At 60.8% G+C, this 24,201-nt stretch carries 26 protein-coding genes; 20 read left to right on the top strand and 6 right to left on the bottom strand.

Annotated elements, in window-relative coordinates:
• Window positions 1-59 precede the first annotated feature (59 nt).
• A complete protein-coding gene (locus AC6I6U_RS08585; protein WP_017905387.1) occupies window positions 60-377 on the top strand; it encodes a PA4575 family protein in 318 nt (105 codons plus the stop codon).
• A gap of 3 nt (window positions 378-380) precedes the next feature.
• Here AC6I6U_RS08585 and AC6I6U_RS08590 read toward each other — a convergent pair whose 3' ends face one another.
• Window positions 381-2,207: a hypothetical protein gene (locus AC6I6U_RS08590; protein WP_497881542.1), complete on the bottom strand. Its 1,827-nt coding sequence runs from the start codon at window positions 2,205-2,207 to the stop codon at window positions 381-383.
• Between the two features lie 172 nt (window positions 2,208-2,379).
• Between AC6I6U_RS08590 and AC6I6U_RS08595 the strand changes: the two genes are divergently transcribed.
• Both AC6I6U_RS08595 and bamJ read left to right on the top strand, forming a co-directional pair.
• Window positions 2,380-2,868: a TIGR00645 family protein gene (locus tag AC6I6U_RS08595; RefSeq protein WP_010451783.1), complete on the top strand. Its 489-nt coding sequence runs from the start codon at window positions 2,380-2,382 to the stop codon at window positions 2,866-2,868.
• 175 nt (window positions 2,869-3,043) lie between these two features.
• Window positions 3,044-3,661: a BamJ family beta-barrel-assembly machinery protein gene (gene bamJ, locus AC6I6U_RS08600; protein ID WP_497881543.1), complete on the top strand. Its 618-nt coding sequence runs from the start codon at window positions 3,044-3,046 to the stop codon at window positions 3,659-3,661.
• A gap of 119 nt (window positions 3,662-3,780) precedes the next feature.
• Here the strand turns inward: bamJ and AC6I6U_RS08605 are convergent, their stop codons facing one another.
• The 3 genes from AC6I6U_RS08605 to AC6I6U_RS08615 all read right to left on the bottom strand — a co-directional run bounded on the left by AC6I6U_RS08605 (window position 3,781) and on the right by AC6I6U_RS08615 (window position 5,724).
• Window positions 3,781-4,038, bottom strand: a complete 258-nt coding sequence (locus tag AC6I6U_RS08605; protein WP_497881544.1) for a PA4570 family protein — start codon at window positions 4,036-4,038, stop codon at window positions 3,781-3,783.
• Between the two features lie 213 nt (window positions 4,039-4,251).
• Complete coding sequence (locus tag AC6I6U_RS08610; RefSeq protein ID WP_497881545.1) at window positions 4,252-4,593, bottom strand: zinc ribbon domain-containing protein YjdM; 342 nt, start codon at window positions 4,591-4,593, stop codon at window positions 4,252-4,254.
• Window positions 4,594-4,755: 162 nt separating this feature from the next.
• Window positions 4,756-5,724 (bottom strand): polyprenyl synthetase family protein, encoded by a 969-nt coding sequence (locus AC6I6U_RS08615; RefSeq protein ID WP_497881546.1) that lies wholly within the window; start codon window positions 5,722-5,724, stop codon window positions 4,756-4,758.
• A gap of 333 nt (window positions 5,725-6,057) precedes the next feature.
• Here AC6I6U_RS08615 and rplU point away from each other — a divergent pair, with 333 nt between their 5' ends.
• The 5 genes from rplU to AC6I6U_RS08640 all read left to right on the top strand — a co-directional run bounded on the left by rplU (window position 6,058) and on the right by AC6I6U_RS08640 (window position 9,796).
• Window positions 6,058-6,372: a 50S ribosomal protein L21 gene (rplU, locus tag AC6I6U_RS08620; RefSeq protein ID WP_007950961.1), complete on the top strand. Its 315-nt coding sequence runs from the start codon at window positions 6,058-6,060 to the stop codon at window positions 6,370-6,372.
• Between the two features lie 34 nt (window positions 6,373-6,406).
• Window positions 6,407-6,664: a 50S ribosomal protein L27 gene (gene rpmA / locus AC6I6U_RS08625; protein ID WP_003281574.1), complete on the top strand. Its 258-nt coding sequence runs from the start codon at window positions 6,407-6,409 to the stop codon at window positions 6,662-6,664.
• Window positions 6,665-6,851: 187 nt separating this feature from the next.
• Window positions 6,852-8,075 (top strand): Obg family GTPase CgtA, encoded by a 1,224-nt coding sequence (gene cgtA, locus AC6I6U_RS08630; RefSeq protein ID WP_497881547.1) that lies wholly within the window; start codon window positions 6,852-6,854, stop codon window positions 8,073-8,075.
• Between the two features lie 120 nt (window positions 8,076-8,195).
• Window positions 8,196-9,314 carry a glutamate 5-kinase gene (proB, locus tag AC6I6U_RS08635; RefSeq protein ID WP_497881548.1) on the top strand — a complete coding sequence of 373 codons (1,119 nt, stop codon included), beginning with the start codon at window positions 8,196-8,198 and terminating at the stop codon, window positions 9,312-9,314.
• A 20-nt stretch (window positions 9,315-9,334) separates the two neighbouring features.
• Window positions 9,335-9,796, top strand: a complete 462-nt coding sequence (locus AC6I6U_RS08640; RefSeq protein ID WP_497881549.1) for a CreA family protein — start codon at window positions 9,335-9,337, stop codon at window positions 9,794-9,796.
• 108 nt (window positions 9,797-9,904) lie between these two features.
• Here AC6I6U_RS08640 and rpsT read toward each other — a convergent pair whose 3' ends face one another.
• Window positions 9,905-10,177, bottom strand: a complete 273-nt coding sequence (gene rpsT / locus AC6I6U_RS08645; protein ID WP_010451812.1) for a 30S ribosomal protein S20 — start codon at window positions 10,175-10,177, stop codon at window positions 9,905-9,907.
• Between the two features lie 253 nt (window positions 10,178-10,430).
• On the opposite strand from rpsT, the gene murJ reads away from it, so the two are divergent.
• The 6 genes from murJ (at window position 10,431) to ispH (ending at window position 17,829) form a co-directional block, all read left to right on the top strand.
• Window positions 10,431-11,969, top strand: coding sequence for a murein biosynthesis integral membrane protein MurJ (murJ, locus tag AC6I6U_RS08650; RefSeq protein ID WP_497881550.1), 1,539 nt, complete (start codon window positions 10,431-10,433; stop codon window positions 11,967-11,969).
• An 87-nt stretch (window positions 11,970-12,056) separates the two neighbouring features.
• Window positions 12,057-13,007, top strand: coding sequence for a bifunctional riboflavin kinase/FAD synthetase (ribF, locus tag AC6I6U_RS08655; protein WP_497881551.1), 951 nt, complete (start codon window positions 12,057-12,059; stop codon window positions 13,005-13,007).
• Window positions 13,004-15,835, top strand: a complete 2,832-nt coding sequence (ileS, locus tag AC6I6U_RS08660) for an isoleucine--tRNA ligase (protein WP_497881552.1) — start codon at window positions 13,004-13,006, stop codon at window positions 15,833-15,835. The genes ribF and ileS overlap by 4 nt, the downstream gene beginning before the upstream one ends.
• Window positions 15,828-16,343, top strand: a complete 516-nt coding sequence (gene lspA, locus AC6I6U_RS08665) for a signal peptidase II (protein ID WP_497881553.1) — start codon at window positions 15,828-15,830, stop codon at window positions 16,341-16,343. Before ileS ends, lspA begins: the two co-directional genes overlap by 8 nt.
• Window positions 16,336-16,791: an FKBP-type peptidyl-prolyl cis-trans isomerase gene (fkpB, locus tag AC6I6U_RS08670; RefSeq protein WP_497881554.1), complete on the top strand. Its 456-nt coding sequence runs from the start codon at window positions 16,336-16,338 to the stop codon at window positions 16,789-16,791. Before lspA ends, fkpB begins: the two co-directional genes overlap by 8 nt.
• 90 nt (window positions 16,792-16,881) lie before the next feature.
• Complete coding sequence (gene ispH, locus AC6I6U_RS08675) at window positions 16,882-17,829, top strand: 4-hydroxy-3-methylbut-2-enyl diphosphate reductase (RefSeq protein ID WP_497881555.1); 948 nt, start codon at window positions 16,882-16,884, stop codon at window positions 17,827-17,829.
• On the opposite strand, the gene AC6I6U_RS08680 is transcribed toward ispH, so the two are convergent.
• Window positions 17,806-18,345: a GspH/FimT family protein gene (locus tag AC6I6U_RS08680; RefSeq protein WP_497881556.1), complete on the bottom strand. Its 540-nt coding sequence runs from the start codon at window positions 18,343-18,345 to the stop codon at window positions 17,806-17,808. The genes ispH and AC6I6U_RS08680 overlap by 24 nt on opposite strands.
• A 131-nt stretch (window positions 18,346-18,476) precedes the next feature.
• On the opposite strand from AC6I6U_RS08680, the gene AC6I6U_RS08685 reads away from it, so the two are divergent.
• Genes AC6I6U_RS08685 through AC6I6U_RS08710 form a run of 6 tightly spaced genes read left to right on the top strand, consistent with a single transcriptional unit; the run spans window position 18,477 to window position 24,162 of the window.
• On the top strand, window positions 18,477-18,944 hold the full coding sequence (locus AC6I6U_RS08685) for a GspH/FimT family pseudopilin (RefSeq protein WP_497881557.1): 468 nt from the start codon (window positions 18,477-18,479) through the stop codon (window positions 18,942-18,944).
• Entirely contained in the window at window positions 18,944-19,414 is a 471-nt protein-coding gene (gene pilV / locus AC6I6U_RS08690) for a type IV pilus modification protein PilV (protein WP_497881558.1), read from the top strand. The genes AC6I6U_RS08685 and pilV overlap by 1 nt, the downstream gene beginning before the upstream one ends.
• A complete protein-coding gene (locus AC6I6U_RS08695) occupies window positions 19,411-20,130 on the top strand; it encodes a PilW family protein (protein ID WP_497881559.1) in 720 nt (239 codons plus the stop codon). Before pilV ends, AC6I6U_RS08695 begins: the two co-directional genes overlap by 4 nt.
• 8 nt (window positions 20,131-20,138) lie before the next feature.
• Window positions 20,139-20,633 (top strand): pilus assembly PilX family protein, encoded by a 495-nt coding sequence (locus AC6I6U_RS08700; protein WP_497881560.1) that lies wholly within the window; start codon window positions 20,139-20,141, stop codon window positions 20,631-20,633.
• Window positions 20,620-23,751, top strand: a complete 3,132-nt coding sequence (locus AC6I6U_RS08705) for a pilus assembly protein (RefSeq protein WP_497881561.1) — start codon at window positions 20,620-20,622, stop codon at window positions 23,749-23,751. The genes AC6I6U_RS08700 and AC6I6U_RS08705 overlap by 14 nt, the downstream gene beginning before the upstream one ends.
• 12 nt (window positions 23,752-23,763) lie before the next feature.
• Window positions 23,764-24,162, top strand: coding sequence for a type IV pilin protein (locus tag AC6I6U_RS08710; RefSeq protein WP_497881562.1), 399 nt, complete (start codon window positions 23,764-23,766; stop codon window positions 24,160-24,162).
• The last annotated feature ends 39 nt before the right edge of the window (window positions 24,163-24,201 follow it).

The raw sequence follows: 24,201 nt of genomic DNA on the forward strand, positions 1-24,201 counted from the left end.
ACTGGAACGATACAGGCTCCACCGGGGCCTGAAGACAGGATCTACCGAGGGTCGCCGTCATGTCGCGCAGCCTGTGTCTCACCCGTCAATGCCTGGGGCTGGTTACCCGTATCGAATGTGTCATTCGCCCGCTCGCCGGGGACAACGGCATGTGGACCCTGCTGTTCGCCGCTGGAATGGCGGGTGAGCAGCCTTCTGCGATCAAGTCCCAAGGCCCGTTCCATGGACCGTTCGTCGCTGAATCCATCCTCGACTCGATCGTCGAAAGCCTGACCCTGCACGGCTATCAGTTGGCCGAGGAACCGCAGATCTGGCGCCTGCACCTGCAAGCCCAGCTCCGACAGATCAATGGCGAGCGTGGCCGGCAGTTGCATTGAGCCTCATTGCACCGGTTCGTTGTTCTGGACCTTGTCGAGCTTGATTTCGAAACCGTATTCGACGGTCTGCAGGTCGGTACGCTGGTAGCTTTCCAGTTGTGTCGGCTGACCGTAGAAGTAATGCACCTCCCACGCTGGCGCCGAGCCGTCTTTCTCGCTGTGGCTGCTGGCGAGGATTTCCTTCAGGTAGTGACCGCTGTCGTCCTTGGCATAAAAGCGCCAGGCTTCGGCCGGGAACTGTTTCTGGTCGACCACCAGGGCGTTGCCCCGCAGTTCCAGGCCCTTGGGGAGCTGGTGCGTGTCGAGGGTGTTTTTCTGGATGTCGGCGAGGAACAGCGGGATCGAACCAATGGCGTAGGCCGGTGTTTCCGGGAACAGATTGAGGTCGTAGGTGATCGAGCCTTCCATCGGGTCGACCTCGAAGGCTTCCTTCGGCAGCTCCAGCGGCTCGCCGCGCTTGCCCTGCTCGTCTTCGGCGAAAAAGGTGACCGGGCTGTCGCCCGTGCTGAAGGACGAGCCGAGCAGTTCGTCGTTGAAGGTCTTGGGATGGTCGAACTCGATCCGCGCGGCGCTGGCGTCGTCGACCGATTGGCTGATGCTGACGCTCTTCTTCAACCGCTCGGCGTCGAGGTTGGCGTCCTTGAGATAGTTGGCGGCCTGGTCATCGTAGACCACCACCGGCATGGGCAAGGGCTGGATGTCCTTGCCGATATTGTTGTCGAACCGATGTACCGGCAGGTCGAGATCCTTGCGGTTGACGATCGCCTCGGAGAAATCGAGCACGCTGATTTCCAGCTTGTCGACCAGGCCATTGAAATACACGCGGGTATAGCGGTTGGGCTGGCTGGCTTCGAAGGTTTTCTGTTCGTCGTCGAGCTTCTTCTCGAACTCATCGCTCCAGCTCTTCTGCTTGAGCATTTCGTCCAGTTGCTTCTGGTAGAAGGAGAGCTGGGCGGCGTTCTCATTGATCGAGCCCGAGCGCGAGAGGAACTGCCCGGTCTTGTCCCGGGCCTGGACGATCAGCGGATTCAACGGGGTATCGCCGAGCTGTGGTGCCTGCGGTGCGCTGTTGCTCAGCTCGATCTCGGCATTGTTCTTGTCGAGGGAGACCAGGGTCAGGCTGATGTTGTCGCGGGTCTGGCGCTTGCCGAGGTCCTTGCCGGTCAGTTCGAAGGTGACGACCTTGCGGGGGGCGATCACCTCGACCTTGCCGTGCAGGGTGACAGGTTGCGGTTGCTTGCTGTTCTCGACTTCCAACCCCTCGATGTAGGGGTAGCTGATCGTCAGGTCATCCGGATTGGTCATGTTGGCGCTGGAGGGGCTCAACTGGATACCGGGATCGGTTTCCGACCATTCCGGCTGGAAAGGGATCACCTGTTTGTTGCTCAGGGTCACGGACTGCCATTCCAGCGCGTGGGGGAAGGGGAACTCGGTCGGGTAGTTGAAGCTGAACGGGAAGATCGGCTGCAGGTCGGTCAGGTAGTCGGAGTTGGATTTCTTGCGCAGTACGAACAGCCCATTGATATAGGTTTCAGCCAATGCCTGGGGGCTTGCGTAGTGCTTGAGCAGCGCCAGGGCATCGTCGCCGTACTCGGTCTCGATCGGCTTGTCCCGCAGGCGCACGCGCGCCCGTTCGAGCAGCAACAGCGAGCCGCCGAGGTCTGCCACGGCATCCTTGAGCTTGGGGTCCTGGATGGCATCCAGGGTTTTCTCGAACTGCGCGGTTCTTTCCTCCAGGCTCGCCCGCGGCGGCTTGTCTTGGGGTGAGCAAGCGCTCAGCAGTACAGCGACCGAGAGTCCGAGGCAACCCAGGGGGCGTCGCAAATCCATTGTTCAGTTTTCCTGTCCACAGTGCATGCGCGATGTCATTGATGCCGACACTAGCAGAAAATCGTGCGCGCGCAGCTGTCGTGCTGTTGAATGAGGCGTTTGCTGCAGGCTTTTTCCCTCGGGTTGAGGCGCTGGTATACTTGCGGCCATTTTCAGGCGATATGTGAGATTCATGGAACGGTTTATCGAAAATGCGATGTATGCCTCGCGCTGGCTGCTGGCGCCGATCTACTTCGGGTTGTCCCTGGGGTTGCTGGCACTGGCACTGAAGTTCTTCCAGGAAGTGTTTCACGTTATCCCCAACGTGTTTTCCATGGCCGAGTCCGAGCTGATCCTGGTGTTGCTGTCGATGATCGACATGGCGCTGGTGGGCGGGTTGCTGGTGATGGTGATGATGTCCGGCTACGAGAACTTCGTCTCCCAGCTGGATATCGCCGACGACAAGGAGAAACTCAGCTGGCTGGGCAAGATGGACTCCACGTCGTTGAAGATGAAAGTGGCCGCGTCCATCGTGGCGATCTCCTCGATTCACCTGCTGCGGGTGTTCATGGACGCCAAGAACGTCGATCCGGTGCATTTGCAGTGGTATGTGATCATTCACATGACTTTCGTCGTCTCGGCGTTTGCCATGGGCTACCTGGACAAGGTGACCAAGCACTGACCCCAGGCCCTGTCGTTGCGCACGCGCCGCCCGTCCGTTGTGAAACGCACGGGCGGCGTCGTTTCTGGGCCAGGTGCTTCTGTGCTAGGCTGCTTGCCCATTTTGGTTCAGGGCGCGAGGGAAAATGCCGTGTTTCAGGGTGTTTTCCAGAGCAGTCCCATAGCGGAGCAGTACGATGTCCGAAGTAAATCTGTCTACCGACGAAACCCGCGTCAGCTACGGTATCGGCCGTCAGCTGGGTGACCAGCTGCGCGACAACCCGCCACCGGGCGTGAGCCTGGACGCGATCCTGGCTGGCCTGACCGATGCCTTCAACGGCCAGCCAAGCCGTGTCGGCCAGGAAGAGCTGTCCGCCAGCTTCAAGGTTATTCGTGAAATCATGCAGGCTGAAGCGGCTGCCAAGGCTGAAGCGGCAGCGGGTGCCGGCCTGGCATTCCTGGCTGAAAACGCCAAGCGTGAAGGTATCACCACTCTGGCATCGGGCCTGCAGTTCGAAGTGTTGACTCAGGGCGATGGCGCCAAGCCGACCCGTGAGGACACCGTCCGTACTCACTACCACGGCACCCTGATCGATGGTTCCGTGTTCGACAGCTCCTACGACCGCGGCCAGCCAGCCGAATTCCCGGTGGGTGGCGTGATCGCCGGTTGGACCGAAGCGCTGCAACTGATGAACGCCGGCAGCAAGTGGCGCCTGTACGTGCCAAGCGAACTGGCTTATGGCGCCCAGGGCGTTGGCAGCATCCCGCCGCACAGCGTGCTGGTATTCGACGTCGAGCTGCTTGCCGTCCTGTAATCAGCTGTAGGAGCAGGGCTTGCCCGCGAAGCTTTGACGGCCTCAGGCCTGTTCGCGGATAAACCGGATCACCGGACCGCCTGCTCCCACAGAGGCAGTGGTGTGGGCGTGTATAGCGCTCACATCTGCAGCTTGCTGTTGATGTCCACCGTCGGGCGCAAGGCCCGGGCATAGCAGAACAGGAACAGGTTGCGTACCAGTTCCTTGAGCACCAGCGGTTCGCTGGAACTCAGTCCACTGACATCCAGGTCCCCCTGGTCCTGCAGCTCATGCAGCGCTTCTTCTTCCAGCACCGCACAGACTTCACCCGTTTCCCGATGCAGGATGCGCAGGTAAGGGTGTGGGCGGTCCAGCCAGGCATCGATCAAATAAGTCATGGTCTCATCTCCTTGATGGGTTTCAATGAGAATAATTCTTATTCAAAGAATAGCAAGTGCCTATTGGCAGATTCCTGGTTTTTTTGTGGGGGAAATTTGCTTCGGGTCAAGAATGGGAAGGGTAGGTGGCGTGCAGCGCCAGGCAGGATCTGCCTGCAGTGATGGGTGAAGGCTGCTGGCGGCAGGGGGGGCTGTCGCCAGCGAGTCGGTTCCTCAGGCTTTCCTGACGAATTCCGACTTCAGTTTCATCGGGCCGATGCCGTCGATCTTGCAGTCGATATCGTGATCGCCGTCGCACAGGCGGATATTCTTGACCTTGGTGCCGACCTTGACCACTAGCGAGGTGCCCTTGACCTTGAGGTCCTTGATCACGGTGATGGTGTCGCCGTCCTGGAGGATGTTGCCCACGGAGTCCTTTTTCACGTTGTCGTCGGCTGTCGACTCGGCTTCGCCGTTGGCGGACCACTCATGGGCGCACTCGGGGCAGACCAGCTGGACGCCGTCTTCGTAGGTGAATTCGGAATTGCATTTAGGGCAGGGTGGCAACGTGCTCACTAGGGCTCCTCAGGTTCTGGGAAGGCTAAAAGCGCACATTGTATAGGGTTTTGTCGGCGAAAGGGCGTGGACATCTGTAGGGGCGAGGCTTGCACGCGAAGCTTTTGGCGGCCTCAAGGCCCCATTCGCGGGCAAGCCACGCTCCTACAAGGGGGGGGCTTGTCAGTGGGTACGGGCCACGGCGAACTCGCTCAGCTCGACCAGGGCATCGCGATACTCGCTGGCCGGCAGCGCTTCCAGGCAGGCAATGGCGCGAGCGACGTAGTCACGGGCCAGTTGCGCGGTGTACTGCAGCGAACCCGAAGCTTCCACGGCCACACGAATGCTCTCGAGGTCTTCGATCCCGCCTTTCTGGATCGCCTGGCGGACCAGGGCGGCCTGCTCCGGCGTGCCTTCGCGCATGGTGTAGATCAGTGGCAGGGTAGGCTTGCCTTCGGCCAGGTCGTCACCGACGTTCTTGCCCAGGGTCTCGGCGTCGCCCTTGTAGTCCAGCAGGTCGTCGACCAGTTGGAAGGCTACGCCCAGGTGATCGCCAAAGGTACGCAGGGCCTCGGCCTGTTCCGGGGTTGCCCCGCAGAGTGCGGCGGCGCTGTGGGTCGAGGCCTCGAAGAGCATCGCGGTCTTGCCGCGGATGACTTCCATGTAGGTTTCTTCGGTGGTGCTGGCGTCGCGGACCTTGGACAGCTGCAGCACTTCGCCTTCGGCAATGATGCGAGTGGCCTGGGAGAGGATCTTCATCACTGGCATCGAGCCCAGCTCGACCATCATCTCGAAGGAGCGCGAGTAGAGGAAGTCACCGACCAGGACGCTGGGGGCGTTGCCCCACATGGCGTTGGCGGTGGAGCGGCCGCGGCGCATGCCGGACATGTCGACCACGTCGTCATGCAGCAGGGTCGCGGTGTGCAGGAACTCGATGGTTGCTGCCAGCAGGCGCAGGTCGTCGCCTTCGCGACCCAGGGCCTTGCCGCTCAGCAGCACTAATAAAGGACGCAGGCGCTTGCCCCCGGCCGAGGTGATGTAGTCACCGATTTTCGAGACCAGCGGCACCCGGGAAGTCAGTTGCTTCTTGATGATGCCGTCGACGGCGCTAAAATCGTCCGCCACCGCGCGGTAGAAAGCTTGGGGTTGCATCAGCGAGAGTCGCTCCAGAAGGGTTGCGCGGCATGCTAGGGCGGGGGGTAAGCCCTGTCAAGGCAACCCCTGGCACCGTGAACGCTACTGCGCTCGATAATCCTGCGTCAAAAGCTGGTTCGAAATGCTCATTCAGGCCCCCTGAACTCCGCTTCCCCGCCCGCTATCCACTTGCAAGGATTTGGCGGCTTGCGTACAATCGCGCACCCTGAACTTCCTGGGCAGCACCTGCCTTACGCAATTGCACTTGGGCCGTTCCAGCCCCATGCAGCCATGCCAGCCAATACCTTTACCTATAAAGCGCTGGGTGAGCAGGATTATCGGAGAAATACCATGTCTTACGCAGTAATCGTTACCGGCGGCAAGCAGTACAAAGTCGCCCCAGGTGAATACCTGAAGATCGAAAAGCTGGAAGTCGCCACTGGCGAATCCGTTACCTTTGATCGCGTTCTGTTGGTCGCCAATGGCGATGACGTGAACATCGGCGCTCCAGTTGTTGCTGGCGCCACCGTTGTGGCTGAAGTGATCTCCCAAGGTCGTCACGATAAAGTCCGCATCATCAAGTTCCGTCGTCGTAAGCACCACATGAAGCGTATGGGCCACCGTCAGTGGTACACCGAGATCAAAATCACCGGTATTCAGGCTTAATTCGGCCTAATCCCCTTTTTGGAGAATTGAACTCATGGCACACAAAAAAGCTGGTGGTAGTACCCGTAACGGTCGCGACTCAGAAGCCAAACGCCTTGGCGTGAAGATGTATGGCGGCCAGGCTATCAAAGCGGGCAACATCATCGTGCGTCAGCGCGGTACCCAGTTCCACGCCGGTTATGGCGTTGGCATGGGCAAAGATCACACCCTGTTCGCTAAAGTCGAAGGCGTGATCAAGTTCGAAGTAAAAGGCGCCTTCGGTCGTCGTTACGTGAGCGTCGTCGCAGCTTAATCGCGGCAATGCTGGAGAAGCCCTGTCTTGCGACGGGGCTTTTTCGTTTGTGGGGTGAGTCTCTTGCAAAGCTGTTCGTGTGGGCCGTGCGCTGGTTTCGCGGGTGGATAGGTGGCGCTACGCTCATCTTTGCAAGAGTCTTATGTCTTGATTTCCATCGGCTCGTCCCGGTGACGAGAGGCGTGTTATGAAGTTTGTTGATGAAGTATCGATTCGGGTAAAGGCTGGCGACGGCGGCAACGGTTGCATGAGTTTCCGTCGGGAGAAATTCATCGAGAAGGGCGGTCCCAACGGTGGTGATGGTGGTGATGGCGGCTCGGTCTACATGATCGCCGACGAAAACCTCAATACCCTGGTGGATTACCGTTACACCCGGCACTTTGATGCCGAGCGCGGTTCGAACGGTGGCAGCACCGATTGCACTGGCAAGAAGGGTGATGACCTGGACCTGCGCGTGCCGGTCGGCACCACGGTGATCGACTCCGCTACCCAGGAAGTCATCGGTGACCTGGTCAAGCATGGCCAGCGCCTGCTGGTGGCTCATGGTGGCTGGCACGGCCTGGGTAACACCCGCTTCAAGTCTAGTACCAACCGTGCGCCGCGCCAGACGACGCCGGGCAAGCCGGGTGAGCAGCGTGACCTCAAGCTGGAAATGAAGGTGTTGGCCGATGTGGGGCTGCTGGGTCTGCCGAATGCTGGCAAGAGCACCTTCATTCGTTCGGTGTCTGCCGCTCGTCCGAAGGTTGCGGATTACCCGTTCACCACGCTGGTGCCGAACCTGGGTGTGGTCAGTGTCGATCGCTGGAAGAGCTTTGTCATCGCCGACATTCCGGGGTTGATCGAGGGGGCTTCGGAAGGGGCTGGCCTGGGGATTCGTTTCCTCAAGCACCTGGCGCGTACCCGTCTGCTGCTGCACCTCGTCGACATGGCTCCGCTGGATGAAAGCAGTGCCGCGGATGCTGCGCAGGTCATCGTCAACGAGCTGGCGCGCTTCAGTCCGTCGCTGGCTGAGCGTGATCGCTGGCTGGTGCTGAACAAGTGCGACCAGATCCTCGAGGAGGAGCATGAGGAGCGGGTCAAGGAGGTGGTCGATCGCCTGCAGTGGACCGGTCCGGTCTACGTGATCTCGGCGATTGCCAGTGAAGGTACCGAGCGCCTGACGCGTGACATCATGCGTTACCTGGAGGATCGTCTCGATCGCCTGGCCAATGACCCTGCCTACGCCGACGAGCTGCGCGAGCTCGACCAGCGGATCGAGGATGAGGCGCGGGCCCAGTTGCAGGCCCTGGATGACCAGCGTGCCCTGCGTCGCAGTGGCGTCAAGAGTGTCCATGACATCGGCGACGATGACTGGGATGAAGAAGACATCGATGATGACGATGGCCCGGAAATCATTTACGTCCGCGACTGATTCATTCGGTAAACTAGAACGCCGCTCCTTGAGCGGCGTTTTGGTATCTGTAATACGTAAATCACATAATCGCGTGAGTGGCGCCCGGTCGCGCCGCCCGCAGGCAAGGGTTGGAAGATCATGCGGAGCAAGGTGACAGGTGCGCAGCGTTGGGTCGTGAAGATCGGCAGCGCACTGCTGACAGCGGACGGCAAGGGCCTGGATCGCGCGGCAATGGGTGTCTGGGTTGAGCAGATGGTGGCCTTGCACGAGGCTGGCGTGGAGCTGGTGCTGGTGTCGTCCGGTGCGGTGGCGGCGGGCATGAGCCGGCTTGGCTGGACTGCGCGACCGAGTGCCATGCACGAGCTGCAGGCTGCTGCGGCGATCGGCCAGATGGGGCTGGTGCAGGCCTGGGAGTCGAGCTTCGCCGAGCATGATCGCCATACCGCGCAGATCCTGTTGACCCATGATGACCTGTCGGATCGCAAGCGCTACCTCAATGCGCGCAGCACCTTGCGGGCGCTGGTGGAGCTCAAGGTCATCCCGGTGATCAACGAGAACGATACGGTGGTTACCGACGAGATCCGCTTTGGCGACAACGACACCCTGGCGGCGTTGGTGGCCAACCTGGTGGAGGCCGATCTGCTGGTGATCCTGACGGATCGCGACGGCATGTTCGATGCCGACCCGCGCAATAACCCGGATGCGCAGTTGATTTATGAGGCTCGTGCCGATGATCCGGCGCTGGACGCGGTAGCTGGTGGTACTGGTGGTGCGCTGGGGCGTGGTGGCATGCAGACCAAGCTGCGCGCGGCACGGCTGGCGGCGCGTTCGGGTGCGCATACCATCATCGTCGGTGGTCGCCTGGAGCGGGTGCTGGATCGCCTCAAGGCTGGCGAGCGCATCGGCACGCTGCTGTCGCCTGAGCGCGGCATGCTGGCGGCGCGCAAGCAGTGGCTGGCCGGCCACCTGCAGACTCGCGGCACTCTGGTGCTCGACGATGGCGCGGTCAATGCGCTGGCGCGGGATCACAAGAGCCTGCTGCCGGTTGGGGTCAAGCTGGTCCAGGGTAGCTTCCGTCGTGGCGAGATGGTGGTGTGCGTCGCGCCGGATGGTCGGGAGGTTGCCCGTGGGCTGGCCAACTACAGTGCGCTCGAGGCGCAGAAGATCATTGGCCAGTCGTCGGATGCCATTGTCGGCCTGTTGGGCTACATGGCGGAACCGGAGCTGGTTCATCGCGATAATCTTATTCTGGTGTGATGGAATCGAGGGAAGTGGCCATGGGTTTGGCAAAAGGTTTGTTCGGATTGCTCTTGGCGTTGCCGTTGCTGGCGTCGGCCGAGGAGATCGGTCAGGTGTCGACGGTGTTCAAGTTCGTCGGGCCGAATGACCGAATCGTGGTCGAGGCGTTCGATGATCCGAAGGTCGAGGGCGTGACCTGCTATCTGTCGCGGGCCAAGACCGGTGGCCTGAAAGGTGGCCTGGGCTTGGCGGAAGATCGTGCAGAGGCGTCGATCGCTTGTCGTCAGGTCGGGCCGATCCGTTTTGCCGGTGAGCTCAAGGATGGTGATGAGGTGTTCAAGGAGCGTACTTCGCTGGTGTTCAAGACCATGCAGGTGGTGCGCTTTCTCGACAAGAAGCGTAACACCCTGGTGTACCTGGTCTACAGCGACCGCCTGATCGAGGGTAGCCCGCAGAATGCGGTGACGGCGATTCCGATTCTGCCGTGGCCGAATCAGTAGGGTGCTGGGATGGCGGACGCCCTGGTGCGTACCGCCGGTTCCTGTTGGGGTTGAATCGCAGGCAATAAAAAACCGACCCTTGGGTCGGTTTTTTAGCAGGCTTGTCGCTTAGGCAGCAACAGCCAGGGCCTTGATGTGGCCATTCAGACGGCTCTTATGACGAGCGGCCTTGTTCTTGTGGATGATGCCTTTATCGGCCATGCGGTCGATAACAGGCACTGCCAGAACGTAGGCGGCTTGTGCTTTGGCAGCGTCTTTTGCGTCGATGGCTTTGACTACGTTCTTGATGTAGGTACGAACCATGGAACGCAGGCTGGCGTTGTGGCTGCGACGCTTCTCAGCCTGTTTAGCACGTTTTTTGGCGGAAGGTGAGTTGGCCACCGTCGAGCTCCTCGAAAGACTTTTTAGGGAATAGCAAACAAAATAGGCCGCGAATCATGCCGATGAGTTGAAGTCTTGTCAAGGGCGAACGATGTGCTCCGCTGAGCGGTAGATGCGCAACACCAGGATATTTCTTTCCGGCGTACGACCTGTAAACTCGCGAACTTTGGCTCTGCGCTGTTGCGGCGCGGAGTATCGCACAGCCGGGCGGCTTAATGCGCCTGTTCTTTACCCAAAGGCACACAATCTTTCAATGAATCTGCTCAAGTCGTTGGCTGCTGTCAGTTCCATCACGATGCTTTCCCGGGTCCTGGGCTTCGTGCGCGATACCATTATCGCCCGTGCCTTCGGTGCCGGAATGGCGACCGATGCCTTCTTCATTGCCTTCAAGTTGCCCAACCTGTTGCGCCGAATCTTTGCCGAGGGCGCCTTTTCGCAGGCATTCGTGCCGATCCTGGCGGAATACAAGAGCCAGCAGGGCGAGGAGGCGACCCGTACCTTCATTGCCTATGTCAGCGGCCTGCTCACCCTGGTGCTGGCGCTGGTGACTGCGCTGGGGATGATCGCCGCGCCCTGGGTCATCTGGGCGACGGCTCCCGGGTTCGCCGATACGCCGGAAAAGTTCAAGCTGACCTCCGACCTGCTGCGGGTGACCTTTCCTTATATATTGCTGATCTCGCTGTCCTCGCTGGCCGGGGCGATCCTCAATACCTGGAACCGCTTCTCGGTACCGGCGTTCGTGCCAACCCTGCTGAATATCAGCATGATCATCTTTGCCCTGTTCCTGACGCCGTACTTCGATCCGCCGGTGATGGCGCTCGGCTGGGCAGTGCTGGCCGGTGGCCTGGCGCAGTTGCTTTACCAACTGCCACACCTGAAGAAGATCGGCATGCTGGTGCTGCCACGCCTCAATCTGCGCGACAGCGGTGTGTGGCGTGTGATGAAGCAGATGCTGCCGGCGATCCTCGGGGTGTCCGTCAGCCAGATTTCGCTGATCATCAATACGATCTTCGCCTCGTTCCTGGTCGCCGGTTCGGTGTCCTGGATGTATTACGCCGACCGCCTGATGGAGCTGCCGTCCGGCGTACTGGGCGTAGCTCTTGGGACTATCCTGTTGCCGATCCTGTCCAAGACCTACGCCAACAAGGACCGTCACGAGTACTCGCGGATACTCGATTGGGGCCTGCGCCTGTGCTTCGTACTGGTGCTGCCATGCTCCCTGGCTTTGGCGATTCTTTCCGAGCCCCTGACGGTTTCGCTGTTCCAGTACGGCGAGTTCAGTGCCTTCGATGCATCCATGACCCAGCGGGCGCTGATTGCCTACTCGGTCGGCCTGCTGGGGATCATCATGATCAAGGTGCTGGCGCCGGGCTTTTATGCCCAGCAGAACATTCGTACGCCGGTGAAGATCGCGATCTTTACCCTGACGGTCACTCAATTGCTCAACCTGGCGCTGGTCGGTCCGCTGGCCCATGCCGGGCTGGCGCTGGCCATCAGTGGTGGTGCCTGTCTCAATGCCGGCCTGCTGTTCTGGCAATTGCGCCGGCAGAAACTGTTCGTCGCCCAGGCGGGCTGGGGCATGTACCTGTTGAAGCTGGTGGTCGCCGTGGGCGTGATGTCGGCAGTGCTGTTGGGGTTGATGCAGGTGATGCCGGCGTGGGACCAGGGGCATATGCTCGAGCGCTTCCTGCGCCTGGGTGCCCTGGTAGTGGCCGGTGTAGTGGCCTACTTCGGCATGCTATTGCTGATGGGGCTGCGCCTGCGGCATTTCAATCGCAAGTCATTGATGTAGACAGAGCTGCGGATGTCGACGCATGACGGGTACTAAGCGCGGCCGGGTATGGTTATAATCGACCACTTTATGAGCAAGAAGCGCGTTATGCAGCTGGTTCGAGGCCTCCACAACCTGCGTCCCCGGCACCGGGGCTGTGTCGCCACCATTGGCAACTTTGACGGTGTTCATCGTGGTCACCAGGCTATCCTGGCCCGGCTGCGCGAGCGTGCGCGAGAGCTGGGCGTGCCCAGCTGCGTGGTGATTTTCGAGCCGCAACCGCGTGAATTCTTTGCCCCTGAGACTGCCCCGGCACGCCTGGCCCGCCTGCGCGACAAGCTGCAACTGCTGGCCGCCGAAGGTGTCGACCGGGTGCTGTGCCTGGCGTTCAACCAGCGCCTGAGCAAACTCAGCGCCACCGAGTTCGTCGATACCATCCTGGTGGACGGTCTGGGCGTGCAGCACCTGGAAGTCGGTGACGATTTCCGCTTCGGCTGCGACCGTGCCGGTGATTTCGATTTCCTGCTGCAGGCCGGCAAGGCCAGTGGTTTTACCGTCGAGGCGGCGCAGACTGTCGAACTCGATGGCCTGCGTGTCAGCAGCACCCAGGTTCGCAATGCCCTGGCGGCGGCTGACTTCTCCTTGGCCGAGTGCCTGCTTGGCCGGCCGTTCCGGATCGCCGGGCGGGTGTTGCATGGCCAGAAGCTGGCGCGCCAACTGGGTACGCCAACGGCCAACGTACAGCTCAAGCGCCGTCGCGTGCCATTGACCGGGGTCTACCTGGTCAGTGTCGAGATCGACGGCCAGCCGTGGCCGGGCGTCGCCAATATCGGCGTGCGGCCCACGGTAGCGGGTGATGGCAATGCCCACCTGGAAGTGCATCTGCTGGATTTTGCCGGTGATCTGTATAACCGGCGTTTGACGGTGGTTTTCCACCACAAGCTGCGCGATGAGCAGCGATTCGCCTCCCTGGAGGCGCTCAAGACGGCGATCAATGCGGACGTCGCCGCCGCCCGTGCCCATTGGCAGGGTTCACCGCTTACAAAGAGCCTGAAATGACCGACTACAAAGCCACGCTTAACCTCCCGGACACCGCCTTCCCGATGAAGGCCGGCCTGCCACAGCGCGAACCGCAGATTCTGCAGCGCTGGGACAGCATTGGCCTGTACGGTAAGTTGCGCGAGATTGGCAAGGATCGTCCGAAGTTCATCCTTCACGACGGTCCTCCCTACGCCAACGGCACGATTCACATCGGTCATGCGCTGAACAAGATTCTCAAGGACATGATCGTCCGTTCCAAGACCCTGGCCGGTTTCGATGCCCCCTATGTGCCGGGTTGGGACTGCCACGGCCTGCCGATCGAACACAAGGTCGAGGTGACCCACGGCAAGAACCTGGGCGCGGACAAGACCCGCGAACTGTGCCGTGCCTATGCCAGCGAGCAGATCGAAGGGCAGAAGTCCGAGTTCATCCGCCTGGGCGTGCTGGGCGACTTCGCCAACCCCTACAAGACCATGGACTTCAAGAACGAGGCCGGCGAAATTCGCGCCCTGGCTGAAATCGTCAAGGGCGGTTTCGTGTTCAAGGGCCTCAAGCCGGTGAACTGGTGCTTCGATTGCGGTTCGGCCCTGGCCGAAGCCGAGGTCGAATACCAGGACAAGAAGTCCTCGACCATCGACGTCGCGTTCCCGATCGCCGACCAGGACAAGCTGGCGGCTGCTTTCGGCCTGCCCGCGTTGAGCAAGCCGACCTCTATCGTGATCTGGACCACCACCCCGTGGACCATCCCGGCCAACCAGGCGTTGAACGTCCATCCGGAGTTCAACTACGCGTTGGTGGATGTCGGCGACCGGCTGCTGGTGCTGGCCGAGGAACTGGTCGAGTCCTGCCTGGCACGCTACAAGCTGGAAGGCTCGGTGGTTGCCATCGCCAAGGGCCAGGCTCTGGAGCTGATCAATTTCCGTCACCCGTTCTATGACCGTCTGTCGCCGCTGTATCTGGCAGATTACGTCGAGCTGGGCGCTGGTACTGGCGTGGTCCACTCCGCCCCGGCCTATGGCGAGGACGACTTCAAGAGTTGCAAGCACTACGGCATGGTCAACGATGACATCCTCACTCCGGTGCAAAGCAACGGGGTGTATGTCGAGTCCCTGGAGTTCTTCGGCGGCCAGTTCATCTTCAAGGCCAACCCGGCCATCATCGAAAAACTGACCGAAGTCGGTGCGCTGCTGCACACCGAAACCATCAGCCACAGCTACATGCACTGCTGGCGCCACAAGACCCCGCTGATCTACCGTGCCACCGCTCAGTGGTTCATCGGCATGGACAAGGCGCCGGTATCTGGCGATACCCTGCGCGAGCGCTCGCTCAAGGCCATCGAGGACACCCAGTTCGTACCGGCCTGGGGCCAGGCACGCCTGCACTCGATGATTGCCAACCGTCCGGACTGGTGCATCTCCCGCCAGCGCAACTGGGGCGTGCCAATCCCGTTCTTCCTCAACAAGGAAAGCGGCGAGCTGCACCCGCGCACCGTCGAACTGATGGAGCAGGTGGCCCTGCGCGTCGAGCAGGAAGGTATCGAGGCCTGGTTCAAGCTGGATGCCGCCGAGCTGCTGGGTGACGAGGCTGCGCAATACGACAAGATCAGCGACACCCTCGACGTCTGGTTCGACTCGGGTACCACCCACTGGCATGTGCTGCGTGGTTCGCACCCGTTCGGTCACGAGACCGGCCCGCGTGCCGACCTCTATCTGGAAGGCTCCGACCAGCACCGCGGCTGGTTCCACTCGTCGCTGCTGACCGGCTGCGCCATCGACAACCATGCGCCGTACCGCGAGCTGCTGACCCACGGCTTCACCGTCGACGAGGCCGGCCGCAAGATGTCCAAGTCCCTGGGCAACGTGATCGCGCCGCAGAAGGTCAACGACACCCTGGGTGCCGATATCATGCGCCTGTGGGTGGCCTCGACCGACTACTCGGGCGAGATGGCCGTTTCCGACCAGATCCTGCAGCGCAGCGCCGACGCCTACCGCCGTATCCGCAACACCGCGCGGTTCCTGCTTTCCAACCTGACCGGCTTCAATCCGGCCACCGATATCGTTCCGGCCGAGGAAATGCTTGCCCTGGATCGCTGGGCCGTTGACCGCACACTGCTGCTGCAACGCGAGCTGGAAGTGCACTACGGCGAGTACCGTTTCTGGAACGTCTACTCCAAGGTGCACAACTTCTGCGTGCAGGAGCTGGGTGGTTTCTACCTCGACATCATCAAGGATCGCCAGTACACCACTGGTGCCAACAGCAAGGCTCGGCGTTCCTGCCAGACCGCGCTGTTCCACATCTCCGAAGCGCTGGTACGCTGGATCGCGCCGATCCTGGCCTTCACCGCCGACGAGCTGTGGCAGTACCTGCCGGGTGAGCGTAACGAATCGGTGATGCTCAACACCTGGTACGAAGGCCTCACTGAACTGCCGGAAGGCTTCGAGCTGGGTCGCGAGTACTGGGAGCGGGTCATGGCGGTCAAGGTCGCGGTCAACAAGGAGCTGGAGGTGCAGCGCGCCGCGAAAGCGGTGGGTGGCAACCTGCAGGCCGAAGTGACCCTGTTTGCCGAAGACGCATTGGTCGCCGACCTGGACAAGCTGAGCAACGAACTGCGCTTCGTGTTGATCACCTCCACCGCAACGGTCGCGCCGCTGGCGCTGGCTCCGGTAGATGCAGTGGTCACCGAGGTGCCGGGCCTGAAACTCAAGGTGGTCAAGTCCGGCCACGCCAAGTGCGCCCGTTGCTGGCACTGCCGCGAGGATGTCGGGGTGAACCCGGAGCATCCGGAAATCTGCGGTCGCTGCGTCGACAACATCAGTGGCGAAGGCGAGGTGCGTCACTATGCCTAATGCCAGTGTCGGCCGTTTCGGCCGCCTGGGCTGGCTGTGGTTGAGCGTGCTGGTCCTGGTCATCGACCAGGCCAGCAAGTTCCACTTCGAAAGCTCGCTGACGCTGTACCAGCAGATCGTGATCATCCCCGATTACTTCAGCTGGACCCTGGCCTACAACACCGGCGCGGCCTTCAGCTTCCTGGCTGAAAGCTCAGGCTGGCAGCGCTGGCTGTTCGCCCTGATCGCGGTGGTGGTCAGCGCGGTGCTGGTGGTCTGGCTCAAGCGCCTGGGGCGCAACGAGACCTGGCTGGCCATCGCCCTGTCGCTGGTATTGGGCGGTGCGCTGGGCAACCTTTACGATCGCATGGCGCTGGGCCATGTCATCGACTTCATCCTCGTGCATTGGCAGAACCGCTGGTACTTCCCGGCGTTCAACTTTGCCGACAGCGCCATCACCGTTGGCGCGGTGATGCTGGCGCTGGACATGTTCAAGAGCAAAAAGTCCGGAGAACCCGTTCATGACTGAACACGCAGCGGCTGAGCAACGTATCGGGCAGAACACCCAGGTTACCCTGCATTTTGCCTTGCGCCTGGAAAACGGCGATACGGTCGACAGCACGTTCGACAAGGCGCCGGCGACCTTCAAGGTCGGTGATGGCAACCTTCTTCCGGGTTTCGAGGCTGCCCTGTTCGGCTTCAAGGCCGGCGACAAGCGCAGCCTGACCGTCCCGGTGGAAAACGCCTTTGGTCAGCCCAACCCACAGAATGTGCAGGTCATGCCACGCTCACAGTTCCAGGACATGGAATTGTCGGAAGGTCTGTTGGTGATCTTCAACGATGCCGCCAATACCGAGCTGCCTGGCGTGGTGAAGGAATTCGATGACGCCCAGGTGACCGTCGACTTCAACCACCCGCTGGCGGGCAAGGTGCTGACCTTCGATGTGGAAATCATCGAGGTCAAGGCGCTGTCCTGAGGCCAACCCTGTAGTCGCCGGCTTGCTGGCGACAGGCCGCGCAAGCGGTCAGAATGATCCAACCCTTGCGCGCAAGACACGAGGCACAGCATGCAAATCAAACTCGCCAACCCCCGTGGCTTCTGCGCCGGTGTGGACCGGGCGATCGAAATCGTCAACCGGGCCCTTGAGGTCTTCGGTCCGCCGATCTATGTGCGCCACGAAGTGGTGCATAACAAATTCGTCGTCGAAGACCTGCGCGCCCGCGGCGCGATCTTCGTCGAAGAGCTGGACCAGGTGCCGGATGACGTCATCGTCATCTTCAGTGCCCACGGCGTTTCCCAGGCCGTGCGCAGCGAAGCTGCCGGGCGTGGCCTGAAGGTGTTCGATGCGACCTGCCCACTGGTGACCAAGGTGCATATCGAAGTGGCGCGCTACAGTCGCGACGGTCGTGAATGCATCCTGATCGGTCATGCCGGACACCCGGAAGTGGAAGGCACCATGGGCCAGTACGACGCCAGTAACGGTGGCGCCATCTACCTGGTGGAGGACGAGAAGGACGTCGCCGCCCTGCAGGTGCGCAATCCCGAGAAACTGGCCTTCGTGACCCAGACCACCCTGTCGATGGACGACACCAGTCGCGTCATCGATGCCCTGCGCTCGCGTTTCCCGATGATTGGCGGGCCACGCAAGGACGACATCTGCTACGCCACGCAGAACCGTCAGGATGCGGTCAAGCAACTGGCGGATGAGTGCGACGTGGTATTGGTGGTCGGCAGCCCGAACAGTTCCAACTCCAATCGCCTGCGCGAGCTGGCCGAACGCATGGCAACGCCGGCCTATCTGATCGATGGCGCCGAGGACATGCAGCGCAGCTGGTTCGATGGCGTCGAGCGAATCGGTATCACCGCTGGTGCCTCGGCACCGGAAGTGCTGGTCCGTGGCGTCATCCAACAGTTGCAGGCCTGGGGGGCGACTGGTGCCGATGAACTGGCTGGCCGCGAGGAGAACATCACCTTCTCCATGCCCAAGGAACTACGCGTTCGCACGCTGTCCTGAGTCTGGGGCGCCACAGAGCGCCTCTTGCTTCTCGCCTTTTTCCAGCCTGATCCGGCCTGTCCTGGCCAGCACCACGCGATGCAGGCTGAGTGCCTGCCTTCCGGCACAGATGTGCAGGGTGCCTCCCGCTACGCCGTCGTTGGTCGGCGCACCGATCGATGAAAAACGGACGAAACTTCTCACGTGTTGATTGCCGACAATCGGCCCGTGAGCGCTGTCCTGTCGTTCGATCAGCAGCGGATTGCTGCTGTCTCCAGGCCCTTGGCCGCTCAGGTCGAGAATGATGCGCCAGCCCTGGCTCCAGTCCTCGTTTATGGCGTGGATAACCACGGCCTGGCTGCGCAGGATCGCCTCGGTCCGGGCTGTTTGCAGGCCTTGGGCGAGGTTTTCGGCGGACAGCTGGCGGCGCTGTGACGCGAGCAACTCGCCGAACGACGGCCCTGCCAGCTTTGCCAGGACGGCGATAACCACCAGTACCACCAGCAGTTCCAGCAGACTCAAGCCTCGTTGATGCATGGGTTCTCCCTCCTTGGAGAGGGCCGGGGTGGCAGCTTTCACGTTTATCCCGAGAAAACAACCGTACGTCCCGGCGACGAATGTTCCAGGTTGTAGAGCCAGTTATAGTCGAGGCACTTGGGGGGTACACAATGGACAGTGGTAACAAGGGATTTACACTGGTCGAGTTGATGATCGCTGTCGCGGTCTTCGCGATTCTCGCGGCGATTGCGCTGCCATCCTATAAAAGCTCCAGCGACAAGACCAAGGCCGATACCGAGATCAGTGACCTGATGCGCGGGCTTAGCTATGCGCGGCTCGAAGCCATCGATCGGGGGACCAACACGCGTGTCCGTCCCCTGGTGGCCAATAGCGCCTGGACCAGCCAACTGGTGGTGATGTCAGTGGTCGATGACGCGGCAGGCCGCACCAATTACTACCAGGTGATTGCGCCGATGAGCAGTGGCGCGACGTTGAATGTGACCGCCGGGGTCAACAGCCTGGATTTCAACAACCTGGGCGGGGTTTCGGTTGCCGCCACCTTTGTCTACACCCGGGGGGCGGAGACTCGCACCGTGAATGTCTGTCCCAACGGCAGGGTTGTCCTGGGGAGTTGCTGATGCCACGAATTTTCAGCGGAAGGCAGGCTGGTCTGACCCTGATCGAGGTGATGGTGTCGCTGCTGATTCTCGCCGTGGGCCTGCTGGGCGCGGCGGCTATCCAGCTCAATGCGCTGAAATACACCGACAGTTCAATGATGACCAGCCAGGCCAGTTTCATCGCCTATGACATGCTTGACCGTATCCGGGCGAATCCGGACGCCAACTATGCGGTGAGCAACTTGCAGGGCATAACCGCAAGCGCTGGCTCCACGGCGGCGCGGGATGCCGATCTCTACGACTTCAAGAACAATATCACCACGTTCGCCGCGACGGATGGCAGTGGCAGCATTGTGGTCAACAACCGCGTGGTGACCATTACCATCGGTTGGGGCGACAAGCGGGCCGATGACGCAACGACGGCGAATGCACCGACCCGTACCTTCGTCCTGACCAGCCGAGTGGGCACCGATCCGGTGGTAACACCATGAAAAAACTGTCCAGGGGCTTCGGCCTGATCGAGCTGATGATCGCTCTCGTCCTTGGCCTGGTGATCGTGGCGGGGATCAGCCAGATATTCATTTCGGCTAAAAATACCTATGCCAGCCAGAGCGTGGCCGCCGGAATGCAGGAGGATGCGCGCTTCATCCTGAGCAAGATGATCCAGGAAATACGGATGGTGGGGATGTTCGGCTGCCTCACCACCACGGCGATCGTGGATGGTAGCAATCCCGCGCTCTTTGCCACGAATGCCATTACCCCGATCTCTTGGAACAATGCCAACAAATCGCTGGTCCTGGTGACAGCCGATGTCGGTGTGGGCGGCGGTGTTCCAACCTGGACGATCACTTCCGACTGTCGTACCTCTGCCACGGCCTATACCGGGTCGGCGACCCCGGCGAGTGGACAGCAGGCGTTCCCCATTCGCAAGTTGACCTATACCTATTCCGGCAACCAGCTATTCCTGCTGGCCGGTACCGGGACGGGGACTGGTGCAGCATTGGTCAACAATGTGGCGGCTTTCGACGTGAAGTTTGGGGTTGCCGCCAGTGCCACCGACACCGCCGTGTCCACTTATGACAGTAACCCGAGCAACCCCGCGACCATTCGCAGCGTGCGCCTGAGCATCACCCTCTCCGATCCGGGCAATCGGGTAAGGAACCAGACATTCACGGCGGTTGCCGCCTTGCGAAATCGGCTTCAGTAGGTGCGTGCATGAATCTCTCACGGCAAGACCGCTCCCGAAAGAGCCCCGCACAGCAGGGCGGCATGGCCTTGCTGGTCAGCCTGGTGTTTCTCCTGTTGCTGACCCTGATCGGCATTTCTTCAATGCAAAGCGCTACGTTGCAGGAAAAGATGGCCGGCAGCGTGACCTTCCGCAACACGTCTTTCCAGAGCGCCGAGGCGGCCTTGCGGATGGGCGAGAATGCGGTCCAGCAGAGCAATTACTCGCTCGCGGCCTGCGTGGGGACCGTTCGCTGTGCGCCGCCTCCGGAGTCGGCGACCGTGGTATCCGCGCAGACGGACCCGACTTCAGGAGTGATTTGGGTTGCGGCGGGCAACGGGTTCTACGGGGTGCAGAACATTGGAACGTCGATGACCGCGGTCAACCTGCCGAGCAACACCTCGGCGACGTTGTATCGAGTGACCGCAGTCGCTATTTCGGGCAACTCGCGTACGGTTCTGGAGAGCATCTATGCCAAGTACTAGCGCTCGCGAAAGTTGGGTTCGTCGCTGCCTGAAAGTGGCAGCGGGAGCGCTGCTGGGGCTGTACCTTGGCGCCCCGGCCTATGCCTTCACACCCGCAGATTCTCCCTTGCTGAGCGCGGCGGCCGTTGCCCCCAATGTCATGCTGCTGCTCGACGACTCCGGTAGCATGAACAGCATCATCTGGGCAGCCGACTTCGATCCGAATGCGAACTGGGGGAGCGTGGCGAACTGCAGTTCTGACTTCCTTTGTCTAGGTGCGCAAACGCTGGATCCTGCCGATACCAATATCTTCGTCGGCAACCTCTATCGTGGCGGATGTTCGCTGAGCGGCAACTGGTATGGTTTCTACAGGGGGCTTCTCCAGGCACCCATCTGCCTGCGCTTGCCGGATCCGGTGGGGGGCGGCAATACCCGCTATTCGACGGCCTACCTGGCGTACCTGCTGAGGAAGGCCAATGGGGTGAACACCGACTTCACCACGGGCACACTGGTTCCCAATGACTATCGCATCAATGTCGCGCGGGAAGTCTCCAAGACCCTGGTCACACAAAACCGCTCGCTGCGTATCGGCCTCTCCACCTTCAACTCGCCGACCTTCAACGATCCTGGTCCTGGCGGCTATATCGTCCGCTCGATCACTGACCTGTCGCCCGTCAGCGGCTCGGTGACCCAGGCCCAGGCCAACACCAACTACAACTCGCTGATTACCTCCATCAATGGCCTGAGCGCCATTGCCAACACGCCGTTGGCGGAAACCTACTACGAGATCACCCGCTACTTTCGCGGCATGGCGCCTTATTACAATTCTTCGCCCACTACCTACACCAGCCCTATCCAGTACCGCTGCCAGAAAAACTATGGCGTGGTGATCACCGACGGCTTGCCGACCTACGACCGCACTTTCCCGTCGAATGATCCCCAGGCCCAAGGGGCCAACAAGCTGCCCAACTGGGATGGGAAGAACAACGACGGAAACAACCCCACGGGCGGGGATAACGAAGGCGACAGCCTGTACCTGGACGACATTGCCAAATTTGCCTACGACATCGACATGCGCTCATCCGGAGTCGATGCCGCGAGCAAGAGCTGGGACAGCGCCGATTTCCCGAAACAGAACATGAGCACCTACACGGTGGGTTTCACCGCGGCCAACCAGATGCTCTCCGATGCCGCTGTCTACGGGCAGGGCAAGTACTATCAGGCGATCGACAGTGCCGGGTTGAGCACTGCGCTGTCCGCCGCGTTCAGCGACATTACCTCCAAGGCCGGTTCCGGTGGTGGCGGCTCGGCGATTTCAGGCAACGCCTCGACGAGCGCCAGCTATTTCCAGACCGGCTATGACCCGCTGGACTGGCGCGGGACGATCAGGTCGTACGGTTTCAATACCAATGGTACGGTCAACACCGCCCTGGTGAACTGGACCACCGACACCACCATCAGGCCCAGCTCCACCGCGCCGCTGTATCAATCGTGGAATACCACGAGCAATGCGGTGGTGGCCCTGGCATTCAACAACTTTTCCACGACACAACGAGCCGCACTCAACCTGGGACTGCCCACTGGCATCGTCGGTAACGATCTGGTGGAGTGGAGTAAAGGCACCAACAAGACCGGGCTGAAGACACGTACGGTATTGCTCGGCGATATCATCAACTCACCCTTGGTGGTGGCCTCGCCGACGGAGCAGACGGCGTCCGACCTGGTGGGCGATAGCAGCTACAGCACCTACCTGGCGACCAAGGCCAGCGGGATGAACAGCAACCTGGTGGTCAACGGCAATGACGGGTTCATGAGCGTGATCAGCTCCAGCACCGGCGCCCGGGTCTATGCCTATATGCCCAGCAGCGTGCTGCCATCGCTGCGTCTCATTGCCGATCCGGCCTACATCAACGGTACCAGCCATAAATTCCTCAATGATGGTCAAGTCGGCGTGTTCGATGCGCAATTCAACAACAGCGCCTGGAAGACCGTGGCACTCGGAGGGGTGGGGGCCGGCGGCAAGGCATTCTTTGCGGTCCAATTGTTCGACGCCACCTTGGGCAACACCTATAACGCCCTCTGGGAACTGCGGGCTCCCGACACGGCGGATACCAGCAACCCGCTGAACGATATCGGCTACGCCTACGCCAAGCCCGAGGTGGCCCGCCTGCCCGATGGTCGCTGGGCGGCTTTCATCGCCAACGGTTATGGCAGCAACTCCGGTGTTGCCGCGCTGTACATCGTCGATATCCGCGACGGCTCGCTGATCAGAAAAATCGTGGTCGACAACACCGAGACCACCAATGGCCTGTCCTCGGTCAAGCTGAGGGTGAATGCCCAGAACGTGGTCCAGGCGGCTTATGGCGGCGACCTCAAGGGGCGCATGTGGAAGTTCGACCTGAGCTCCACCACGATCAACAGCTGGGGCCTGGCCTTTGCGGGTTCACCGCTGTTTACCGCGCCGGGTGGCGCCACTCAGCCCATCACGGCACAACCTCTGCTGGTCGACCATCCGATCAACGGCAAGATGGTGTTTTTCGGTACGGGTAAATTCAATGAAACGTCAGATAAGTTGAGCAAGGATCAGCAGGCCTTCTACGGGGTGTGGGATGCCGATGGGGGCTCGGGGAGGATCACGGTCAGCAATCTGGTGGCACAGTCGATTACCGGAGTGTTCACTTCAAATGGCATCCAGTTCATCACCACCAGTGAGAATCCGGTGGTCTACCCGGCACAGAGCGGTTGGTACCTGCCCCTGATCTACAACAACGTCGCCACGGGTGAGCGGGTGATCTACCCGGCGCGGACGACCTTGGGCCGAGTCGTCTTCACCACCGCTGCTGTCGATACCACCGATCCCTGTGCCAGCTTCGGCACCGGCAGGGTGGTCGAATTGGATGCGTTCACCGGGAAGATGCTCAGCTACGCGGTGCTCGATACCAATGGCGATGGTGTTGTCGACAGCAGTGACCTGCGTTCGAGTGGCTTCAATTTTTCCGCCATCCCCAACCTGACCGGGATCATGGGGGGCACGGGGGCCCAGACTAAAATCTTCAGTGACTCCAGCGGCGGCACCACCTCCATGGCGGAAAAGGGTGGTGGTGGCAGCCGACGGATCATGTGGCGACAAATCCAATAGGGAAGACCGTGTATGAAGCAGGCAGCCAAAGGCTTCACCTTGATCGAACTCATGATTGTCGTAGCCATTGTCGGTATCCTTGCCGCAGTGGCGTATCCCAGTTATATCGAGTACTCGAAGCGTACCCACCGCACGGAGATTGCCGTACTGCTTTCGGAGCAGGCGCAGAATCTTGAGCGTTACTATTCGAAGAACGGTTTCTACACGAATGCCAGCGTTGTCGCCGGTAATGGCTACTACACCATTGCCCCGACCCTGAATGCCCAGGACTTCACACTGGCTGCTACGGCAGCAGCGGGTTCGATGATGACGGGCGACAAGTGTGGTGGCTTCACGATTACCCAGACGGGTGCACGTAGCAACCCGGGCGCCAGCTCAGGTGTGACGACAAAGGACTGTTGGGGGCGCTGATTGTTCTTCGGGGGCGGCTGAGCGTACTCCCTACAGGTT

The sequence above is a fragment of the Pseudomonas sp. UTLPPB19802 genome, assembly GCF_059730225.1.

Excerpts from the sequence above, each read along its gene's own strand:
- ispH (WP_497881555.1), top strand. The coding sequence starts at position 16,882 with ATGCAAATCAAACTCGCCAACCCCCGTGGCTTCTGCGCCGGTGTGGAC.
- AC6I6U_RS08615 (WP_497881546.1), bottom strand. The coding sequence starts at position 5,724 with ATGCAACCCCAAGCTTTCTACCGCGCGGTGGCGGACGATTTTAGCGCC.
- rpmA (WP_003281574.1), top strand. The coding sequence starts at position 6,407 with ATGGCACACAAAAAAGCTGGTGGTAGTACCCGTAACGGTCGCGACTCA.
- AC6I6U_RS08705 (WP_497881561.1), top strand. The coding sequence starts at position 20,620 with ATGCCAAGTACTAGCGCTCGCGAAAGTTGGGTTCGTCGCTGCCTGAAA.
- AC6I6U_RS08640 (WP_497881549.1), top strand. The coding sequence starts at position 9,335 with ATGGGTTTGGCAAAAGGTTTGTTCGGATTGCTCTTGGCGTTGCCGTTG.
- AC6I6U_RS08695 (WP_497881559.1), top strand. The coding sequence starts at position 19,411 with ATGAAAAAACTGTCCAGGGGCTTCGGCCTGATCGAGCTGATGATCGCT.
- AC6I6U_RS08590 (WP_497881542.1), bottom strand. The coding sequence starts at position 2,207 with ATGGATTTGCGACGCCCCCTGGGTTGCCTCGGACTCTCGGTCGCTGTA.
- bamJ (WP_497881543.1), top strand. The coding sequence starts at position 3,044 with ATGTCCGAAGTAAATCTGTCTACCGACGAAACCCGCGTCAGCTACGGT.
- murJ (WP_497881550.1), top strand. The coding sequence starts at position 10,431 with ATGAATCTGCTCAAGTCGTTGGCTGCTGTCAGTTCCATCACGATGCTT.
- AC6I6U_RS08680 (WP_497881556.1), bottom strand. The coding sequence starts at position 18,345 with ATGCATCAACGAGGCTTGAGTCTGCTGGAACTGCTGGTGGTACTGGTG.
- rplU (WP_007950961.1), top strand. The coding sequence starts at position 6,058 with ATGTCTTACGCAGTAATCGTTACCGGCGGCAAGCAGTACAAAGTCGCC.
- cgtA (WP_497881547.1), top strand. The coding sequence starts at position 6,852 with ATGAAGTTTGTTGATGAAGTATCGATTCGGGTAAAGGCTGGCGACGGC.
- fkpB (WP_497881554.1), top strand. The coding sequence starts at position 16,336 with ATGACTGAACACGCAGCGGCTGAGCAACGTATCGGGCAGAACACCCAG.
- pilV (WP_497881558.1), top strand. The coding sequence starts at position 18,944 with ATGCCACGAATTTTCAGCGGAAGGCAGGCTGGTCTGACCCTGATCGAG.
- proB (WP_497881548.1), top strand. The coding sequence starts at position 8,196 with ATGCGGAGCAAGGTGACAGGTGCGCAGCGTTGGGTCGTGAAGATCGGC.
- AC6I6U_RS08605 (WP_497881544.1), bottom strand. The coding sequence starts at position 4,038 with ATGACTTATTTGATCGATGCCTGGCTGGACCGCCCACACCCTTACCTG.
- lspA (WP_497881553.1), top strand. The coding sequence starts at position 15,828 with ATGCCTAATGCCAGTGTCGGCCGTTTCGGCCGCCTGGGCTGGCTGTGG.
- AC6I6U_RS08710 (WP_497881562.1), top strand. The coding sequence starts at position 23,764 with ATGAAGCAGGCAGCCAAAGGCTTCACCTTGATCGAACTCATGATTGTC.
- ribF (WP_497881551.1), top strand. The coding sequence starts at position 12,057 with ATGCAGCTGGTTCGAGGCCTCCACAACCTGCGTCCCCGGCACCGGGGC.
- ileS (WP_497881552.1), top strand. The coding sequence starts at position 13,004 with ATGACCGACTACAAAGCCACGCTTAACCTCCCGGACACCGCCTTCCCG.
- AC6I6U_RS08700 (WP_497881560.1), top strand. The coding sequence starts at position 20,139 with ATGAATCTCTCACGGCAAGACCGCTCCCGAAAGAGCCCCGCACAGCAG.
- AC6I6U_RS08685 (WP_497881557.1), top strand. The coding sequence starts at position 18,477 with ATGGACAGTGGTAACAAGGGATTTACACTGGTCGAGTTGATGATCGCT.
- AC6I6U_RS08585 (WP_017905387.1), top strand. The coding sequence starts at position 60 with ATGTCGCGCAGCCTGTGTCTCACCCGTCAATGCCTGGGGCTGGTTACC.
- AC6I6U_RS08595 (WP_010451783.1), top strand. The coding sequence starts at position 2,380 with ATGGAACGGTTTATCGAAAATGCGATGTATGCCTCGCGCTGGCTGCTG.